This window comes from Chloroflexus sp. (assembly GCF_034435895.1).
GTDB lineage: Bacteria > Chloroflexota > Chloroflexia > Chloroflexales > Chloroflexaceae > Chloroflexus.
Genome location: NZ_DAOTWH010000043.1, coordinates 23,744 through 43,537 on the forward strand (window position 1 = coordinate 23,744; position 19,794 = coordinate 43,537).

Annotated in this window: 17 protein-coding genes; 7 read left to right on the forward strand and 10 right to left on the reverse strand. The window is 58.7% G+C overall.

The window, feature by feature from the left end; translation table 11 throughout:
• The first annotated feature begins 11 nt into the window (after positions 1 to 11).
• Complete coding sequence (locus U9R81_RS02575) at positions 12 to 2,525, forward strand: PBP1A family penicillin-binding protein (RefSeq protein ID WP_322493969.1); 2,514 nt, start codon at positions 12 to 14, stop codon at positions 2,523 to 2,525.
• Here U9R81_RS02575 and coaE read toward each other — a convergent pair.
• Together coaE and U9R81_RS02585 are read right to left on the reverse strand one after the other, a co-directional pair.
• The gene (gene coaE / locus U9R81_RS02580; protein ID WP_322493970.1) at positions 2,513 to 3,169 is read right to left on the reverse strand and encodes a dephospho-CoA kinase; all 657 of its coding nucleotides are present in this window, start codon (positions 3,167 to 3,169) and stop codon (positions 2,513 to 2,515) included. The two genes, U9R81_RS02575 and coaE, sit on opposite strands and share 13 nt — an antisense overlap.
• Positions 3,166 to 5,136: an amidohydrolase family protein gene (locus U9R81_RS02585; RefSeq protein WP_322493971.1), complete on the reverse strand. Its 1,971-nt coding sequence runs from the start codon at positions 5,134 to 5,136 to the stop codon at positions 3,166 to 3,168. Before U9R81_RS02585 ends, coaE begins: the two co-directional genes overlap by 4 nt.
• Positions 5,137 to 5,532: 396 nt before the next feature.
• On the opposite strand from U9R81_RS02585, the gene U9R81_RS02590 reads away from it, so the two are divergent.
• The 6 genes from U9R81_RS02590 (at position 5,533) to U9R81_RS02610 (ending at position 12,603) form a co-directional block, all read left to right on the forward strand.
• Positions 5,533 to 5,961, forward strand: coding sequence for an endonuclease domain-containing protein (locus tag U9R81_RS02590; protein ID WP_322493972.1), 429 nt, complete (start codon positions 5,533 to 5,535; stop codon positions 5,959 to 5,961).
• A 112-nt stretch (positions 5,962 to 6,073) separates the two neighbouring features.
• Positions 6,074 to 6,490, forward strand: coding sequence for a type ISP restriction/modification enzyme (locus U9R81_RS19995; protein WP_416180929.1), 417 nt, complete (start codon positions 6,074 to 6,076; stop codon positions 6,488 to 6,490).
• Positions 6,397 to 7,767: an MATE family efflux transporter gene (locus tag U9R81_RS02595; RefSeq protein ID WP_322493973.1), complete on the forward strand. Its 1,371-nt coding sequence runs from the start codon at positions 6,397 to 6,399 to the stop codon at positions 7,765 to 7,767. The genes U9R81_RS19995 and U9R81_RS02595 overlap by 94 nt, the downstream gene beginning before the upstream one ends.
• Before the next feature lie 305 nt (positions 7,768 to 8,072).
• Positions 8,073 to 8,813 (forward strand): SIMPL domain-containing protein, encoded by a 741-nt coding sequence (locus tag U9R81_RS02600; protein WP_322493974.1) that lies wholly within the window; start codon positions 8,073 to 8,075, stop codon positions 8,811 to 8,813.
• A 411-nt stretch (positions 8,814 to 9,224) separates the two neighbouring features.
• On the forward strand, positions 9,225 to 11,234 hold the full coding sequence (gene uvrB / locus U9R81_RS02605) for an excinuclease ABC subunit UvrB (RefSeq protein WP_322493975.1): 2,010 nt from the start codon (positions 9,225 to 9,227) through the stop codon (positions 11,232 to 11,234).
• A 91-nt stretch (positions 11,235 to 11,325) separates the two neighbouring features.
• A complete protein-coding gene (locus U9R81_RS02610; RefSeq protein ID WP_322493976.1) occupies positions 11,326 to 12,603 on the forward strand; it encodes a nuclease-related domain-containing protein in 1,278 nt (425 codons plus the stop codon).
• Positions 12,604 to 12,782: 179 nt separating this feature from the next.
• Here the strand turns inward: U9R81_RS02610 and U9R81_RS02615 are convergent, their stop codons facing one another.
• The 8 genes from U9R81_RS02615 to U9R81_RS02650 all read right to left on the reverse strand — a co-directional run.
• Positions 12,783 to 13,052 carry a hypothetical protein gene (locus U9R81_RS02615; protein WP_322493977.1) on the reverse strand — a complete coding sequence of 90 codons (270 nt, stop codon included), beginning with the start codon at positions 13,050 to 13,052 and terminating at the stop codon, positions 12,783 to 12,785.
• Between the two features lie 30 nt (positions 13,053 to 13,082).
• A complete protein-coding gene (locus U9R81_RS02620) occupies positions 13,083 to 13,511 on the reverse strand; it encodes a DUF488 domain-containing protein (protein WP_322493978.1) in 429 nt (142 codons plus the stop codon).
• Positions 13,512 to 13,530: 19 nt separating this feature from the next.
• Positions 13,531 to 13,941: a hypothetical protein gene (locus U9R81_RS02625; protein ID WP_322493979.1), complete on the reverse strand. Its 411-nt coding sequence runs from the start codon at positions 13,939 to 13,941 to the stop codon at positions 13,531 to 13,533.
• A 110-nt stretch (positions 13,942 to 14,051) separates the two neighbouring features.
• Positions 14,052 to 15,224 carry a phospholipase D-like domain-containing protein gene (locus tag U9R81_RS02630; protein WP_322493980.1) on the reverse strand — a complete coding sequence of 391 codons (1,173 nt, stop codon included), beginning with the start codon at positions 15,222 to 15,224 and terminating at the stop codon, positions 14,052 to 14,054.
• 204 nt (positions 15,225 to 15,428) lie between these two features.
• Positions 15,429 to 15,914, reverse strand: coding sequence for a hypothetical protein (locus U9R81_RS02635; protein ID WP_322493981.1), 486 nt, complete (start codon positions 15,912 to 15,914; stop codon positions 15,429 to 15,431).
• A 48-nt stretch (positions 15,915 to 15,962) separates the two neighbouring features.
• Positions 15,963 to 16,991 carry an ABC transporter permease gene (locus U9R81_RS02640; protein ID WP_322493982.1) on the reverse strand — a complete coding sequence of 343 codons (1,029 nt, stop codon included), beginning with the start codon at positions 16,989 to 16,991 and terminating at the stop codon, positions 15,963 to 15,965.
• 51 nt (positions 16,992 to 17,042) lie between these two features.
• Complete coding sequence (locus U9R81_RS02645) at positions 17,043 to 18,002, reverse strand: ABC transporter permease (protein ID WP_322493983.1); 960 nt, start codon at positions 18,000 to 18,002, stop codon at positions 17,043 to 17,045.
• A gap of 111 nt (positions 18,003 to 18,113) precedes the next feature.
• Positions 18,114 to 19,794 (reverse strand): peptide ABC transporter substrate-binding protein (locus U9R81_RS02650; RefSeq protein WP_322493984.1); only part of this gene is annotated, 1,681 nt, incomplete at its 5' end.

Sequence of the window (19,794 nt, forward strand, 5' to 3'; positions counted from 1 at the left end):
ATCCATCGCCTATGTCCCGCCGTCCACGCCCGCCATTGCCTCGTTTTCGCCGCCCCGCACCGCCGCCACCGCCGCCGCGCCGTCGCCTATCGGCGCTGTGGCGCTGGCTGAACCGGCTGGTATTCAGTCTACTCGTGCTGATCGTGTTAGGAGTTGCCGGTGTGATCGCGCTCTACCTCTACTATGGCCGCGATCTGCCGCCGCCTGAGTTGATCGACCAGCACCGCAGCTTCGAGAATACGCGCATCTATGCCCGCGACGGCAGCACCCTGCTCTACGAGGTGATTGGCCCCGGTGTGCGCGTGCCGGTGGCGCTTAACCGCATTCCCCAAATCTTACGCGATGCGACGGTGGCGGTGGAAGATGCGAATTTCTATACCAACCCCGGCGTTGATTTGCCGAGTATTGCCCGTGCGTTTTGGCAGAATGTCACCGCTGGTCAGACTGTTTCTGGCGCGAGTACGATCACGATGCAGTTGGTGCGGGCCATTTTGCTCACTCCCGCAGAAGCGCAGCAGCAGTCGATCGAGCGTAAGATTCGCGAGGCGATTTTGGCGATTCGGGTTGGGCAGGAGTATAGCAAAGATCAGATTTTGTCTCTCTACCTCAACGAGGTCTACTACGGCGCGCAGGCGTATGGGGTGGAAGCGGCGGCGCAGCGGTATTTCGGCAAGCATGTCTGGCAACTGACCCGCGGCGAGGCAACGTTATTGGCCGGTTTGCCCCAATCGCCCTCTAACTACAATCCGTTCGAGAATTTGCCGCTGGCTCGCGCCCGCCAACGCATTGTGCTCAATCAGATGGTGGCCGCCGGTTTTATCAGCGCCGCTGAAGCCGATTCGATCTTCGCCGAGCCGATCCGGTTGGTGCCGCCGGCGACGACCATTCGAGCGCCGCATTTTACCTTTTATGTCTATGACTTGTTGGTGCAGCGGTTCGGCGAGGAGATGGTCAACCGGGGCGGGTTGCGGGTGATTACCACCCTCGATCCGTACTGGCAGACCCAAGCCGAGGAGGTGGCGCAGGCCAAGATCGCCGAGCTGCGCGCGCGCGATGCGAGCAACGCCGGCGTGGTGATGTTGTCGCCCGATGGCAGGATTTTGGCGATGGTAGGCAGTGTTGATTACAACGCCCCCGATGGTCAGGTCAACGTGACAGTAGCTCCCCGCCAACCCGGTTCGGCGCTGAAGCCGTTTGTCTATGTTGCGGCCTTGCAGCGCGGATGGACGCCGGCGACTATGTTGTGGGATGTGCCATCAAGCTGGCAGGTGAATGGCACGACCTACCAGCCGCGCAATTACGATGGCCGCTTTCGCGGGCCGGTTCGGTTGCGCTTGGCGCTGGCCAATTCACTTAATATTCCAGCGGTGAGAGCGCTGGAGTTTGTTGGGGTTGAGAACTTTGTCAATCTGATGAGCGAGTTTGGCATTACGACGTTTACCGACCCCAACCGCTATGGTTTGGCGATGGCATTGGGCAGCAACGAGGTGCGCCTGCTCGAATTGACCGGCGCGTATGCCGGCTTGCGTGCCGGCGGCAGGCAGGTGCGTCCGGTGGCCATCTTGCGCGTCACTAATAGTCGTGGCGAGATGATTGAATCGTGGCAGCCCCAACCCGGCAAACCGTTGCTCGGCCCGCAGAGCGAGCAGGTTGCCTTTCTCGTTACCGACATCCTCAGCGACAATGCCGCTCGCCGGCTGGTGTTCGGACGCAATAATGTGATGGAGTTGCCCAATATTCCGGCAGCGGTCAAGACTGGTACCAGCAACGATTACCGCGATTCGTGGGCGGTTGGCTATACCGATGCGGTCGTCATCGGCGTCTGGGTCGGCAATAACGATAACCGCCCAATGGCCGAGGTCGCCGGCGCGAATGGGGCCGGCTTGATCTGGCGCGAGTTGATGCTGCGCTACCACGCCAACCGCCCGGCCCAACCCTTTACCCCGCCGCAAGGCATCGTTGAGCTGCCGGTTTGCGCTGAGACGGGCGGGCCGCCGGCTCCGGAATGCCCGCAGGTCATCAGCGAACGATTTATGGCCGGTACTGGGCCGGTGAGCGCGATGACATACGAAACGTATCGCGTTGGCGGTGATGGTTCGTGTCTAGCCGCGCCCTATACGCCGCCGGAAGAGGTACGGACGGTAAGCTTCCCGGTTTACCCGACCGAGGTAGCTGAATGGGCGAAACGCAATGGTCGAACCGCGCCTACCGAGTACTGCCCGCCGCCGCGCGAGCCGGATCGCGCGATCGCCCTGCTCGATCTCGCTGAGAGCAGTGTTGTAACGAACACGTTGCTCTTCGTCAAGGGCACCGCGCGCGGCCCGTTCATTCTCGACATCGGCCAAGGAACTGACCCGACCGGCTGGCAGGTGCTCGGCCAGAGCAGCCAGCCGGTCGAGGATGGCTTATTGGGGATGTGGAATGCCGGCGGCTGGCCGGCAGGCGATTACACCATTCGCCTGCGTGTGACCATGGCCGACGGCGGCGTGATCGAAGAGCGGCGCCGGATTCGTTATGAGCCGTGACTAGCGATCAGCGCCTGTTGCCACGCCGCTTCGACCTGCGCCCGTGTCTGCGCTTGTGAACCGCTGTTGTCGATGATCACATGCGCCCGGCTAAACCGGCTCTCTTGCGGCGGCTGGGCCGCCACGCGGGCTTGGGCTTCGGCCAGCAACATGCCCCGGGTCGTCATCAGCCGCTCAATCTGTTGTTCAGGCGAGCACGTCACCACCCACACCTGATCACACTGGTCGGCCCAACCCGACTCGATCAGCTTAATCGCGTCGATCACCACAATCGGGCGTTCAACCGGGCGCAGGCGCGTGGCATACTTGCCTGCCCCGGCCACTTCGTCGAGAAACCGGCGGATTTCGGCCCGCACTGCCGGATGGACAATCGCTTCCAGCCGCTTGAGCGCCGCTGGATCGTTGAAGACAATCGCACCGAGTTTGCGCCGGTCGATTGGGCCGCCGGGGGTGGACACGATCTGCGAGCCGAAGGTGTTCACAATCGCCTGATAGACTGGCGTGCCCGGTTGTTGCAACCGGTGAGTCACGCGGTCGGCGTCAATCGTGCGCGCACCCAGCGCCGCTAGCATCGCCAGCACCGTACTCTTGCCACAGGCAATGCCGCCGGTCAGCCCGATCAAGTAGATGCCGGGATGTTTCATGCCGCCAGCTCCACATACTCTTGCAACACTAGCGCCTCATCGGAAATGCCGGCCAATTCGAGCAATTCGCTGATCAACTCGGCGCGCCGCTCAGCATCGCGCCGGCTCCACGTCCGGCTCTTGATTTCGAGGAAGGGGCCGGGATTGGGCTGGCCAGCCAGTGTATCGAGGTTGATCGCGAAGTCGTGGTCTTTGTAGAGAATGCGCCAGCGCCGCCGCCGCTTCTCGATCTCTTCAATCCGGTCAGGCTGAAAGTATTCACGGTAGAAGCGCACGGTGTGGTCGGCGGGAGCCGTGTAGCGCGCCCGTGAGAGCATCATCGCCTTGGGATGATCGACCCGCCGCGCTTCGGCCATCAGCGTGAGCGTATACTTGGGTTGCGGGCGCGCCCCCGGATCGGTGCGGTGATCTTCGCGAATACGGATCCGTTCGCCGTTGGCGAAGACAAAGTAGGTATCGTACTGGGTGCGTTCGCTGGTCTTGGTGATCGTGATCGCCGGGTTGCGCAAGAGGGCCAGAATCCGCTCGACATCAGCCGGTTGCAGGCGGGCTTTGACCTGAATCTCGAAGATTTCGGCCTGTTGCACGCCTCCCAGCGCCAGAATCTTGGCCAGCAGGTTGCGCTCGCGAGTGGCGAGAAACTCGTTGATGTGGGAGGCAATCGCTTGCGCGCGAGCAATGATCGCCGCTTCATCCAGCGTCTGCAAGTGACGATTGCGCAGCAGCAGCTTACCGTCAACCAGCACATCGCGCACATCAGCGGCCCGGCTGCTATAGACAAGGTGCGAATAGATTGCGTCGGCAGCGTAAGTGTAACGCGGTGCACTGTGCAGCCGATGTAGTTCGACCACGGCAATATCGGCCCGTTTACCCACTGCCAGCGAACCGATCAGATGATCGAGATGGATGGCGCGTGCGCCCCAGCAAGTCGCCAGCGCAAAGGCTTCGCGGGCCGGCACCGCCGTCGGGTCGCCGCTCAAGCCTTTTGGCAGCAGTGCCGCCAACTGGATCTCGGTAAACATATCTTGATCGTCGTTGCTAGCCGGGCCATCAGTGCCCAACCCTACCCGCACCCCGGACTCGATCATGCGGCGGAAAGGCGCGACGCCGCTGGCCAGTTTGAGGTTGCTGGTCGGGCAGGGCACTGCGCCGGCGCGAGCTTCGCGCAAGAGCCGCATGTCGTCTTCGGTGGCATGGACGCAGTGGGCAGCGATGCAGGGCACATCGAACGCGCCGACCCGCTTGGCGTAGCGGATCGGCGTCACTTCGCGGTCGCGAATGCTCTCCTCCACTTCCCGCGCCGTCTCGGACAAGTGGGTGATCAGCGGCGCGCCAAACTCAGCGCAGAGCGCCGAGGCTTGGCGATAGATGTCGTCAGTGCAGGTGTACGGCGCGTGGGGCGCCACCGTGGCAATAATCCGCGGGTGGCCGCGCCACTCGGCCATAAACCGGCGCGCCCGCTCGATCCCGGCATCGAACGAATCGGCATCGGGCGTCGGCAACCGCATCACCGTCTGCCCACAAATCGCCCGCATCCCGGCCTCATCCGCCGCGCGCGCAACTTCCTCCTCAAAATAGTACATATCGACGAAGGTCGTCGTGCCGCCACGGATCATCTCGGCGCAACTGAGCAGCGTGCCGGTATAGCTGAATTCGGGATCGACGAACTGGCTTTCCACCGGAAACATATAGCCAAACAGCCAGACATCAAGCTGCTGGTCAGCCACCAACCCGCGCAAAAGACTCATCGGCACGTGGGAGTGACCGTTGATCAGGCCGGGAATAATCGCACAATCACGGCAATCGATCGTCTCTGTGGCGGTATACTGGGCAGCCAGCTCTGCGCTCGGCCCCACCGCCACAATTACCCCATCGCGAATTGCGACCGCCCCGTCGGCAAAGATCCGCCACTCCTCATCCATCGTGACGACGGTGCCACCGGTGAGCAGGGTGTCAACATGCTCCATGCAAACCTCCTCAACCCATTCGCTGTCTTCTGGGTATTGTACGGGAAAGCGGCCAAACATGCGATCCGCCGGAATGCTGAATTGAGCGGTAGGGAGACGGGGTGAGTAGAGGCTGGTAGTGGAATGGAACTTACCATTCCTCATTGACAGGTTGAGGTCTTCGTGCTACGCTTGTGACGCATCTTCGGCTACTCGACTAGCGATACATCCAAGAAAACACTACAAGAATCTGGTCTTCATCGGAAAAAGTTTCCACTTGCAGAATGGTATAGACCTACTCTTTTGGCGCGATCAACGCGCGCAGACCGTAGCAAGCAACCACAAAGCAACAGTCTGAAGCGTGAAACCGCACCTGATGGCGGCCCCGATGAAAATGTCTTCGACATCCGGCAATGAGTGGCTATCGGTATCTTCGTGAAATACGACCGCCGTACTCCTTCCAACCAGCAACAATATCAGTGGCAAACTCCGGCTGAGGTATGGCGACACACTGGCCCCAACGCACGCGAGTTGCGCAAGAATCCCACTCTTGCTGAAGATACGCTCTGGCAGCGTCTGCGCCATGGGCAATTGGGCGTCAAATTTCGTCGCCAGCACTGCATTGACCGTTTCATCGTCGATTTCTACGCCCGTGAGCCGCGTCTCATTATTGAAGTAGATGGCCCAATTCACGAAACGCAGCAGGAATACGATGCGTGGCGGCAGTCTGTGCTTGAACATCTGGGTTATCGCGTGCTGCGCTTTACCAATGATGATGTGCTGGAAAACGCCGAGGGTGTCATTCAAGTGATTAGTGAGGCGATTGCGGGGGACCCCCACCCCTAACCCCTCCCCCGTTAACGGGGGAGGGGCACGCACCCTCCCCGTTGACGGGGAGGGGGCAAGGGGGTGGGGTCTACCACGCCGACATCTACAGCCTGCGTGAACAGAGATACGAATGGTTAGAAACGCATACCCTCGATACCTCTACCGTCCATTTGATGTGCGCTCTATCTTTTACCACGAAGCAATGATTGAACGCCCTCGCGCTGAAGTGATGCGGCACATACTGGCAGGGGAGAATGTGGCATTAGTATTACCGCGTCGAGTTGAGCATACTGGCTCGTGGCAACATGTTTTTCTTGCAAGTACTCCTATTGAGCATGTTGCAGTCTCGCTCAAGACGATTGACTACTGTTTCCCCCCACACCTCCCCCAACTTCGGTTAGAATACACCCTACCAACACCCATCAGCGCGACCCATACGTCGCTTTATACCTTATGCACTCAGACACCCTCACTGCTGAAACAATCACCCCGCCGCCTTCCCGCGCTCAGCTTAAAAAGCGGGTGTTGCGACTGGCATGGCCGGTGATCGGCGAAAACTTGCTGCAAACCATGCTCGGTGTAGTTGACACCATCCTCGTCGCGTCGCTTGGCGCAGTGGCGCTGGCCGGCGTCGGCGCCGCTTTGCAGGTCATCTTCGTCACCACCGCCGCCCTCAGCGCCTTGTCGGTCGGGGTAGCTGTGCTGGTTGCCCAAGCCTACGGCGGCGGGAAGCTCGCCGATGCTAGCGCGGTAGCCCGCCAAGGGTTGCTCTGGAGCATCTTGATCGGCCTGCCACTCACCGCCATCGGCTTGCCGCTCACCCCTGCCCTGATCAGCTTGTTCGGACTTGCGCCCGATGTGAGCCAAGTCGGGATCGATTATCTAGCGGTGACGATGAGCACCATCACCACCCTGACCATGATGTATCTGATCAGCGGCGCCTTGCGCGGGGTGGGTGATTCACGCACGCCGATGCTGGTCACTGCCTTCACTAATGTGGTCAATGTGATTGCCAGCGCGGCGCTGATCTTCGGCTGGCTCGGCCTGCCGGCGCTCGGCGCAGTGGGTAGTGCGTGGGGATCGGTCATTGCCCGCTTGATCGGTGCGGCGCTGCTGGTAGGGGTGCTTTGGTATGGGCGCAACGGCGTGCGCGCTGGCGGCGGCGGTAGATGGTGGCCTCGCATCGGCGTCTTGCGCGATGTGCTGCGCATCGGGATGCCGGCGGCGATCGAAGAGGTGTTGGTGATCGGCGCGATCGCTTCGCTGACGCCGGTGGTGGCGATGCTGGGCACGGTGCCGTTGGCCGCTCACCGGGTCGCGATCAATATCCTCTCGCTCTCGTTTTTGCCCGGTATCGGCTTCGGGCTAGCGGCGACGGCGCTAGTCGGCCAAGCCATCGGCGCGCAGCGCCCCACAGAAGCCAATGCGGTGGCGATGATCGCATTGCGCTGGACAATCCTCTGGATGGGCGGCCTCGGTGTGTTGTTCCTTATCTTTGCCGAAGGGCTGGTCAGCATCTTCAACCGCGATCCGCAGTTGGTCACCGATGGCGCGGCGGCGGTGCGCGTGGTCGCGCTTACCCAACCGGCATGGGCCTTAACTTTTGCCATCGGTGGCGCGCTGCGCGGGTTGGGCGATACCCTCTCGCCGCTCGCCATTAGCGGCACTGCGATCTGGGTCTGTGTCGCGCTAGCGCTAGTGATTGTGACGTGGTGGGCGCCGGCGTTGTGGGGCGTGTGGCTCGCCTTCCTCATCGTTGGCCCGTTTGAGGCGGCCATGTTCTGGCGGGTGTGGCGCCGGAAGATCACAATTCTCACCCGCTGAACGCACCACGTGCTCTGTCCAGCCTTGCGGGGCGGACAGAGCATGTGGTCGCATCCAACCGTTGATCGCCGGGCAATACCGCAAAGCGTAGCTCTGCGCCCCTCTCCCGCGCCAGTGGGCGAGGAGCTGGGGGTGAGGGCGAAATGGCGCATCTCACCCCCATCAATCGCGTCTACGCTCAGTGTTCTGTCCGCCCTTGAACTGTCCAGCCGCACAGCGTGCGGCGCTACATTTCGTGGAACCATTATCCCGCCATGGCCGTCTCTCTACTGAGACGTAAAACAACTGCCTAAGGAGATACCACTATGGAAAACCGTCTTCTCACTACCATTCTCGCCTTTACTGCCTTGATCGCCGTATTGGCCTTGGCCGCCGTCGGTCTGCTCCGCCCAACCCAAACCGCTACAGCCCAACCCGGCGTGAGCAATATGCCGCAGATTGTGGTCATCGGCACCGGCGAAGTGAAGGTGGAACCGGACATCGCCATTGTCACGATCGGCGTCGAGACCAAAGCGCCGACTACCCAAGAGGCGTTGGCCCAAAATAGCGCGCAGGCGCAGGCAATCATCGAGCGCATCCGCCAGATGGGAGTCGAGGCGAAAGACATTCAGACCACCGGCATTAACATCTATCCGTTCTACGATGAGCAAGGCCAGAACATTATCGGCTACACCGTCAGCAATATGGTCAACGTGACCATCCGCAATATTGCGCAAGCTGGCGATCTGATCGACCGAGTGGTGCAGGTGGGCGCGAACCGGCTGTACGGCGTGAGCTTCGGCGTGAGCGACACGGAAGCGGTGATGGCGCAGGCGCGCGAGGCGGCGGTCGCCAATGCGCGGGCGCGGGCTGAGCAGATGGCGCGCGCGAGCGGCACGTCGCTGGGCCGGGTGCTGTTCATCACCGAGAACTTTGGCGCTAGCCCCATCCCGGTACCGATGATGGCCGACGCTTACGGCGCACCTGCCGCCCGTTCGGCGCCGCCAGTGCAACCCGGCCAGCAAACCTACAGCGCCACCGTCCAAATCACCTTCGAGTTGCGGTAAACGGTCTCACGTGGGGGCACGGCGCGCTGTGCCCCCACGCTCGGCATTGAGGGAAGGACAGTACTTGTATGGGGCGGACAGAACATCTGAACAAGCACAACCGTTGATCGCTTTGCGATGCCTCAACGTTGGGTACTTCACTTCCCTCTCCCGCGCCAGTGGGAGAGGGCTGGGGGTGAGGGCGAACTAACGCATCGCAACGCTATCAACCCCATCTATGATCATCTGTATCTGTCCGCCCTATGAACCACCCGGCAGGGCACAGCGCGCTGCGCCCCTCTCCCGTCGCCATTCTGGTATAATACCCCTAGCCCAACCAGCAGCGCGGCGTTGTTGCCCCTCCCGCCTCGACGCGGACGGCGCAACCCGCGCTGTTGCTATCTCTTCAGTGCCAGAACTCGCGAGCACCGTATGCCGTTCCGGATCGAAGCGCCGTATCAGCCAACCGGCGATCAACCACAAGCCATCGAGAAGTTGGTGGCCGGTTTGCGCGCCGGCTACCGCCATCAGACCTTGCTTGGCGCCACCGGCACTGGCAAGACCTTCGTGATGGCCCATATCTTTGCCCAGACCCAACGCCCCACCCTCGTCCTCGCTCACAACAAAACCCTCGTCTCGCAGTTGTGGGCCGAGTTCCGCGAGTTTTTGCCTGACGCAGCGGTCGAGATGTTTATCTCGTATTACGATGAGTATACGCCGGAAGCTTACGTGCCCTCGAAAGACCTCTATATCGAGAAAGAGGCCAGCATCAACGAGGAGATCGACCGGCTGCGCCACGCCGCGACGCAGGCCCTCTTCACCCGCCGCGATGTGCTGATTGTGGCGTCGGTCTCGGCGATCTATGGCCTTGGTTCGCCGCACGATTACGGTCAAGAGAAGATTTTGCTCCGCGTCGGCGAGGTGCGCAATCGCGATAAACTGTTGCGCCAGTTGATCGACCTCCAGTTCGAGCGCAAGGATATGGATTTCCAACGCGGCACGTTCCGCGTTCGTGGCGATACGCTCGATATTATTCCTGCCAACGCCGAAATCGCCATCCGGGTTGAGTTTTGGGGCGATGAGATTGAGCGGATTGTTGAGATCGACCCGCTCACCGGCGAGGTGTTGCTCAAGCATACTGCGGTCGAGATCTATCCCGCCAAGCACTTCGTCACCACTAAAGAGAAGTTGCAGCAGGCGATTATTGCAATCCAAGACGAGCTGAACGAACGAGTGCGCGAACTCGAAGCCGCCGGTAAGCTGCTTGAAGCGCAACGGCTGAAGCAACGCACGCTTTACGACCTCGAAATGCTGAGCGAGGTTGGCTATTGCAGCGGGATCGAGAACTATTCGCGCCATCTTGACGGGCGCGCTGCCGGCCAGACGCCGTGGACGCTACTTGACTATTTTCCCGACGATTTGCTGATCTTTATTGACGAGAGCCACATTACCATTCCGCAGTTGCGCGGCATGTACAACGGCGACCGCCAGCGCAAGCAGACGCTGGTGGATTACGGCTTTCGTCTGCCGTCGGCTCTCGATAACCGCCCGCTCAAGTTTGAAGAGTTTGAGCAACATGTCTATCAGGTGATTTACGTCTCGGCCACCCCCGGCCCTTACGAGCGAGAAAAGAGCGAGCAGATCGTCGAGCAGATCATCCGTCCCACCGGCCTGCTCGATCCCGAAATCGAGGTGCGCCCGACCAAAGGCCAAATCGACGACCTGCTCGGCAAGATCCGGCGCCGGGTCGAACGCAAGCAGCGCGTGCTGGTCACGACCTTGACCAAGCGTATGGCTGAAGACTTGGCTGACTATCTGAAAGAGATGGGGGTGCGCACGATGTACCTCCACGCTGACATCGACACGATCGAGCGGGTAGAGATTCTGCGCGATCTGCGCCTCGGCGTGTACGATGTGGTAGTGGGAATCAATTTGCTGCGCGAAGGGCTTGACTTGCCCGAAGTCAGTCTGGTCGCGATCCTCGATGCTGACAAAGAGGGCTATCTGCGCTCGGAAACGTCGCTCATCCAGATCATTGGGCGGGCGGCGCGCCATATCGAAGGCAAGGTGATCATGTACGCCGACACCATCACCCGCTCGATGGAAGCCGCCATCCGCGAGACGCAGCGCCGCCGCGACATTCAGATGGCCTACAACCTGCGCCACGGCATCACGCCGCAGGGCATCGCCAAAGGCGTGCGCGACCTCACCGATCGCATCCGCAAGATGGCCGAAGAGCGCGGCGAGTACGTGACCACTCCTACCACGGCGGTGCCGATCAGCCTGCCGCGTGATGAGGTGCTGAAACTGATCAAAGACCTTGAGAAGCAGATGAAGCAGGCCGCCAAAGATCTGGCCTTTGAGAAAGCGGCGGCGCTGCGCGACCAGATTATCGAACTGCGCCAGACGTTGGCGTTAAGCGAGGTAGAGCACACGAGCTAAGGCGAGGGTTGTTGGCGAAGCAAGCATAACACGCGCTCGACCGCTCTCACGCGGTTAGAGCGATGATCGCCACGCAACGAGCGAGTAACCCATGGCCGTTCAAGTCTGGATTGGTGAGAAGCCGGAACATCCCCAAGAGCGCCGCGCCATTCTGGCACTGGCCCAAACCCTCGAAAAACTTGAGGGCTTGTTCCTGATTCTCTCCAATTTCAGCGTCGGCGGGCGCAGCATCGATCTGGTCATCATCAAACACGACGCCATTGTCATCATCGAGCTGAAACACTGCGATGGCCGCGTCATCGGCAGCGTCAACGGGCCGTGGATTGTGGAAGGCCGTAACGGCGAACAGAAACGGCTCAACCCCGGTCGCAAAAATCCCTACAATCAGGTTATTTCCTATTTTCACGCTCTAACCAACTTCCTCAACGAACACCGGCGCGAATTCCTCTCTGAGCAGAAGGCGAACACGATCGACTTTCGCACCTGCAAGCGGCTGATCGTGATCGCGCCGCGCATCGAAGAAGGATCGCAGCTCGATTTGGATTGGAAGGTGGAGGTGCGCGGGCTTGACGAGTTGCCGGCGTATATGATCACCGAACGCTCGTCAGAGATCGAGCTGACCGAAGAAGAGATGCTCGCCATCCCCAAGCTGCTCCACTGCACGCCGTGGACAGAGTTGAACGAAGTGGTGCAGGAGGAGAAGACTGCCAAAGCTCCCCCACCACCGCCGCCGGCACTGCCGTGGCGCGAACGGATCTGGCGCGCGTTGCAGACCACCACGGGCCGGCTGGCAGCGGCTTTCGCGGCGATCGCGTTGGTCTTGCTGCTCTTCCTCGTTTTCCGCCCGCCAGCGCCCATTCCCCGCGCCGATGCACCGCTCGCCGTTCTCTCTGCCAGCACTCCCGCCGACGGTTCGATCATCGGCTTCAATGCGATCATCAGCCAATGCCGGTGGAATGGCTATCAACTCGTCGGCAAACGGTGGGATGCACGCAACCAAACGTGGCAGAACGTAGCCGCCGGCGAGGCCACCACCGGCGCTTCGCCCGACATCATCGTGGCGCTCGAACAGATCGATGCCTGCGGCGACCGGATCGAGCTGACGTGGAGCGTGCAGAACAACACGGCCCGCCCGGTCAGTTTGCCGTTGCGCCACGATAACATCAAGATCAGCGACGGGCTCGGCAATGACTATCCCATCGCTAATGACGACTCACGTCCGGGGACTATCACCGCCCCGCCCGGCAGTCGGCAGCGCGGCGTAGCCGTCGTGCGTCGCCAACTCGCCGCCAACGCCAGCACTCTGCGCATTACCTTGCTCGAACAGCCGTTTGGCGAAGCGAGTTTTATCGTCGCGTTGCAGCCGTAAGGACGAACTCTGGTTATATCCATCTTACATCTAGAGCAACACGCTAAGCTTAAAGTAATTCAAACAATGGGAGCTGCTGAGTGCGCGGCGACCAAAACACACCAAGCACAATCCACGTGTTGTATGGAAAAACCGTACCCATAAAGAATCGAGTGTCTTTTTCAGGATTACATATTTCATCAAAAAAATTTCTGTTTGACACTTTCAGCGGCTTTCCACTCATCACCCAATCTATCGACGTCTTTCAACCACAATACTCCTAGTTCCCAATCGGTAATACTAGCCTGATGCGGCTTAGTACTATCTTCACATTCAAAGACATAACTAAATTTATAAGGAGTTTTTCGTAAAGGTTTTGGTTGTGGCCCAAATAAACGAAACTGGCTCAAATGCGCCTGCCATTTTGGCTTCCACTCAGGTTCATCTGGTTCAATAATAAGATCGAGCACTCTAGTTGGTCGTACAATGCCTAACGATGTTCAAACCACCGGTAAACCGGTTTGTTGTGCTAGCACCGCAGCTAACTGACTACGATGACATCGCGCCGGATCGGCTTCCATACACATGAATGCGCTGGGTAGCGTCGCAAGGGCACGGGCTGCCGTCGCCATCGCCGTTGCTTGGCACGGTAATATCGATACGCGATAACGCTGGAACAGCGTCTGATAATCAGCCATCGTAACTACATGTTCACGCTGTTCACCGGGAATGCCGAGTTCTGGCAAATGGATATATTCAATGTCTAACGACTTACACAAACGAGCAAGCGTGCTTTTATGAAATCCGTATCTGCGTGCAACCGGATTATAACGAACATCGATAATCTGACGAATCCCATTCTTTAAAACACGATTAAGAAAATCGCCAATAGACAATTGCTCATAACCAATTGTATAAATAGCAATCACTGCTTCTGGTCGCCGAAGTCTACGTTGTTTTTTTGTCTTTGCTATTCAAAGTAAACCAAGGATACTTTTGGTAAACGTTTTCAAGCAATTGTTGTGAAGAAAATGTTCGGTACTTCGCTACTATTCGAGCTATATCTTTTTCAATGGCAGCCGGTAGGCAGCAATCATTCTCAGGAAAATGTTGTAGTAGCCATGATTTGTTGTCTGGCGAGCCAGCTATCACGTGAGCTTGCTGTAATTTGCTGAGTTCTTGCTGAAGCGCAACCGAAAACGGGCCATAAAGATAAGGCACAAAACGATAGTATGTCTGGTTGCCATGCAACACGGATTCCTGAGCAAGCAGGAATGCCAACTTCATCAGACGCAGGCGCGAGGCTTTTCCTCCCGCTTCCCGGAGGAGCGTAAGAATCACTCTTTGCCGCAAAAGCATAGCTAGACCCTGATTAGATAATTTGTTCTAATTATAATCCAACAAAGGCCAGTCTGCAATCACTAGCCAAGCTTCTTTGCTAAGATTTCCACTTCACTTCGATCGCAAGACTACGACTGGCACCGGGGCGGGTTGCGCGCCTGTTCAAATACCCGCTCAAACTCGGCCAAATATTCAGCCGCTAGCTTCGGATCATCGATGATCAGCAGATTCTCATCGTTGGTGCGTTCAGCGCGGGCCGTGAAGTTATACGAGCCAGTAATCACAATCCGCCCATCAATAATGATCACCTTGTGGTGCATCGTGTAGCAATTGCCGTCTTCAAGCACCTCGACCCCGCCATCACGCAACCTCCCGAAGTCTGAACCCGTACCGCCAACATTGCGCCGCTCAAACACGCCGCGCACCGGCACCCCCGCCTGTTGACGGGCAATCATCGCACCGGCAATCTCGTCGCTGGTGAAGGCGAAGGCCATAAATAGCACCGACTGGCGCGCGCCGCTGATCAACTCGACTATCCGCGCGGCTGGCCGTTCACGCGGGGTAAAGTAGTTCTCGATTGTCGCTTGCGCAGTGGCAATGCGGGAAAATGGCGTTTTGGCCTGCTTGCTGTTGCCAAACCGGCCCGCAGCCATCTCTGCAAACTCCACCCGATAATTCTCGACAATTTCGGGTATAGTGATGCGCAGCAGGTTGTTGTTATTGCGATAGGTATCGTTGATGGTCGCATTCCACGAGCCAGTCCACACAATCTTGTTATCGATGATGATAAATTTGCTGTGCAGAAAGGCCGGTGAGTCTTCCCAACTCACCGGAATACCTGCGTCTTCCACAATTCCAGCAAATTTGGCGTCAACCGGGTCTTCCAAACTCTCGCGATCAAGCGCCAACCGCACCTTAACGCCACGCTGATGCGCTGCCACCAATGCTTCCGCCAATGGCTGCAAGGTGTACTCAAAGGTCGCCATATCGATACTTTGGCGGGCTTGGGCAATATCGTTGAGTATATCGCGCAGGTGCGGCGGCGTCACCCGGTTGCGCGGAACATCGGGGTACACCAAGGAGGGAGTGGTGAAGTAGACCGTCATGCCCCCCATTTGCCCGCTGACGGTGGGAGTCGGCGGCGTTTCGATGCCAAGGAGCGATGGATCAAGCTCAAACCGGCGTAGATCGATAATCCCAGCAGTAATTAGGAAGCCAAGCGCAAGGGTTAGAAAGAGTAAGATAATTTGAGTGCGATTGAGGCGCTGCGGCGAGCGCGATGAAGCTGGTTTTCGCGCCATAGGATCCTCACGATCGGGCAAAGGCTCAAAGAAGGTGAGCAATAATGTTGCATCATTATGTCATGGCGAGGGGGTGCAGCCCCCGAAGCAATCTCCCCCTTCAGCGGAAGCCATCCCCTGAGCGCATCCCTCCCCTCCTCGCGGGGGATTGCTTCGCCGCGCAGAGCGCGGCTCGCAATGACAGGAGGAACGCGCTGCGCCATCCTACCGCCGGCCAAGGTGCGCCAACAGGCTGAGCGGCAACGATTCCGGCCACCGGCGCGGCAACCGAGGTGGACGGAAGGGGGATGGCGAAGCCTCTGACGCATCGTAAGAGAGATCTGATGAGGTATCAGGTGCGCTTTCCACGCCGGTGATGAGTGAGGCCGCCGGTGGTTCAGTAACGCCAAGCGTGAGTGAAGCGGTCAACGAGGGGGGAGCCGCTGTGGGCAACTCCTTCGCCAACGCCTGCTCAGCCGTTGCCACCGCGCCATCGGCCCGCGCTGCCGCTCGCACGGCGCTGCGAATCGCCTGCGCCACCGCTTCGGCAGCCGCTTCATCAGCCGCATCACGGGTAAGCTCAGCGGCCTGCGCCGTGGCCCAGCGCAACAATTCCCCGGCCTGTGCATCATCTAACCCAGCGGTCAGCCGTTCGTCCTCTTGGATCGCCTCAACCGCCAACTGTTGCCATGGCGTCAGGTGATGAGTCATATTCAAGTTCCGATGACAAAAACGCCTGTGTACCGGCATCATTATACCTCACAACCGCGACCGCGGATCGAGGGCATCGCGCAACCCGTCACCGACAAAATTGATGCTCAGCACCGTCAAAAAGATCAACCCGCCGGGGAACAACGCCAACCACGGCGCCGCTTGCAGATACTGGCTGCCATCGGTCACCAGCCGGCCCCACGTTGGTGTGTCAGGGGGAAAGCCAACACCGAGGAAGGAGAGGGTCGACTCAGTAATAATCGCGCTGCCGACTTCGAGCGTAGCGGCGACGATGATCGGGCCAATCGCATTCGGCAGAATATGGCGAAACATAATGGCTGGACGGCTCACCCCCAGCGCCGTCGCCGCCTCGACAAATTCCTTCTCTTTCAGCGAGAGGAACGACGCGCGCACAATCCGAGCCGTGCTCATCCATGCCAGACAGCCGATCACCGTCACCACAATCGTAAAGATGCCGGCTTCAGGCGACCCCATTGCCCGAATGACCGGATCACGGAACAGATAGACCACCAGCAAGGTGAGCGGAACCACCGGCAGCGAGAGGAAAAGATCGGTAATCCGCATCAAAATCTGATCAACAACCCCGCCAAAAAACCCTGCTGTCGCGCCGATAATCGTGCCCAACGAAATCGCAATCGCCATTGCGGTCAGTCCAACCAACAACGACACTCTACCGCCATAGAGCGCACGCGCCAACAGATCACGGCCAAGGTCATCAGTGCCAAACGGATGAATAGGAGTTGGGCCAGACAGAATATTCATAAAGTCGAGATGGTCAATCGCGGTTTGCAGATCAACCTGCTCTTGCAAAAACGGCGACCCGACTGCTGCCAGTTCAGCGGCCAAGCGCGGAATATAGAAATACGGGCCGATAAACGACATCAACGCCAGTGTCAGCAACACGACCACCCCTATCATCGCCAGCCGGTGCTTGCGGAAGCGCCGCCACGCATCGCTAAGCAATGTGCGCGGCTTGGCCGGCATCCGGCTGGTCATCTGCTGGGCGCGAGCACTAGCAGAGAGACCGACAGCGCCATTGAGTTCTATTTCAGACATCGAACGCTCACCCTTTCCGATGATGATCCTAGACGATAGCAGTGTTGCGCGTTACGAATAGCGCACCCGCGGATCGAGCACGCCGTACAGAATATCGGCAATCAGATTAAACACCACCGTCAGAATCGCAAAGATGAACGTCAAAGCCATCACTACCGGCGTATCAGAATTATTGATCGAGGTAATCAACAGCGCCCCCAACCCATTCACCCGAAACAGGTTCTCGGTAATAATTGCGCCAGCGAAGATGGTCGGAATACCGAGCGCAATCAGCGTCACCACCGGAATCAGACTATTGACCAGCACATGGCGCAACACCACCATCCGTTCGTTCAGACCCTTGGCCCGCGCCGTGCGCACATAATCAAGGTTCAGGTTATCGAGCACCGACGAGCGCATAAACCGGGTCAGCGCCGCTGTCTGTTGCACGACCAGCACCATAACCGGCAGCGTCATCTGCCGGACTTGCTGGGTAAAGGTATCCCAGTCTACGATCTGCAACGTGGTATTGTAAACGATCGGAAACCACTTCAGATTAATCGCAAACACCAGCATCAAGACGAGACCGGTGAAAAACGAGGGCACCGAAAAACCGACAAACGCAAAAAAGGTCGCTACGTTATCAAAGATTGAATACTGCTTGACGGCAGAGATAATCCCAATCGGGATTGCCAGCAACACTGCGATCAGATAGGCGGTACCGACGACAGTCAACGTTTGCGGCAACCGCTGCCAAATCAGATCAAGCACCGGCCCGCGCGTACTGAATGAAAATCCCCAATCGCCACGCATCAGCGACGTAAGCCAGCGCACATAACGCACCGGCCATGGCTGATCAAGTCCAAACTGGATCCGGATCAATTCACGGGTTGACTCAGGAATGGCCGGGTTGAGCGCGAGCTGGGCCAAAGGGTCACCGGGGGCCAAAGCTAGAATAGCAAAAATCACAATACTGATAACCAACAGCGTAGGAATAGCGATCAGAATTCGCCGAATAATATATTGCAACATGGTGTGTTGTCCCAGATGACGAATAACAAATACCCGGCCTAGATCGCACATGGCAGAGACGCACAGACGTGCGTCCCTGCCATCAACCGGCAGCCAATACCCTGTCAGGTATTAGGGCGCGCGCCGCCAGCTTGCGATATTCCAGAGGTTGCTGTCGAACGTATTGAAGGTCGGGCCTTCAAGGTTCTTCAGTTTGGCATTCGGCGTCTGGCGATTGATGAGCGGAATCACGACCACATCGTTCACTAGTAGATCATTCATCTTAATCGCCAGCTCAGCGCGGCGCTCCGGATTCAGCTCGACCTTAAGCTGCTCGAAGAGCGCATCATACTCAGGATTACAGTAGCGAGCATCATTACCGCCACGCCACTGATTCGCCGACGATTTCACCTCTGAGCAAATCCAACCCTGCAAATATTGCTGCGGATCGGCTGAATTCGGTCCGTTAGTGTACATCTGCAAGTCGGCGTAGAACTTGTTCAGCGTATCTGGGTTGCCCGGATCGCCGCCAAAGAACACCGACGCATCAATCGCTTTCAGGTTAACCTGCACCCCGATTTCGGCGAGGTTCGACTTAATAATCGCCTGCGCGCTCTGGCGCAGGGTGTTAATGCTGGTTTGGAAGCTGACAATCAGCTTGACGCCATCCTTCTCGCGCACCTGCCCTTTGCGCACCCAGCCGGCCTCGTCGAGAATGCGGTTGGCTTCAGCCACATCGCGATCACACTTGGTATTGGGTGAATTGACTGTTGACGGCACCACCAGCACGTTGCATGTCGGCTCACCGGTCGGACCATAGAGCTGATCGTCAATCGCCTTGCGATCGATTGCCAGCGAGATCGCGCGCCGCACTGCCGGATCGGTCAAGAACGGATGCGGCTGATCCGGCTCGCTGCGCTTGTCACCCAACGCCGGATCGGGGTTGGCGAAGTTGACCACAATCCGCTCGACACCGAACGAACCGCCGGCAATCGGGTCGCACTTGCCGTTCGCCAAAATCGGTTCGAGCACGGCCTTCGGAATCTGCAAGTTCCACGCGAAGTCAACTTCACCCGTCTCGCAGACGGCGCGCGCCGCCGAAGTCGCATCACCGCCGCCCTTGATCTCGACCTCGTCAAAGAAGACTTTGTCGGCATCGCGATAGAACGGATTGCGCTCGTAGATCACCGTATCGCCGGGCCGGAACTCGCGCAGCTTCCATGCATTGGTGCCGATCGGAGCCAGATTAGCCGCTTGACATTCGGCGCTGGTGCTAGCCGCCGCGCCAATGCAGTTACCAAACTGCTTCTGCTGCAAGATCATGCCATTCGGGCCAACGAATGGCAGATAGGGGTAGGCCGTCGGCTGCTTCCAGATGATCTTGATCGTGGTATCGTCAATCTTCTCGATCCGGTCGATTGGATCGAATACTGCCTTCGTCGTGCAGGCTGTCGCCGGATCGGCGCAATACTGCCACGTGAAGATCACGTCCTCAGCCGTGAAGTCAGTGCCATCCGACCACTTCACTCCCGGCTTGAGCTTCCACGTCACGCTCGTGCCATCAGCCGCAACGCCGCCATTCGCAATGGTCGGAATTTCGGCGGCGAGGAAGGGCACTAGCTCGTCCTTCTCGTTGTAGCGAGCCAGCGGCTCCAGAATGACGGTTGCGCCGTCGAAGTCCTTGGTGCCAGTCGCTAAGTGCGGGTTGAGCGTCGTCACCGCTTGCCAGTACAGGATCGTCAGCTTCCCGCCCTTTTGCGCTGCCGGCGGCGTGGTTGGGGCCGGCTCAGCCGTCGGCTGCGGCGCCGCCGTT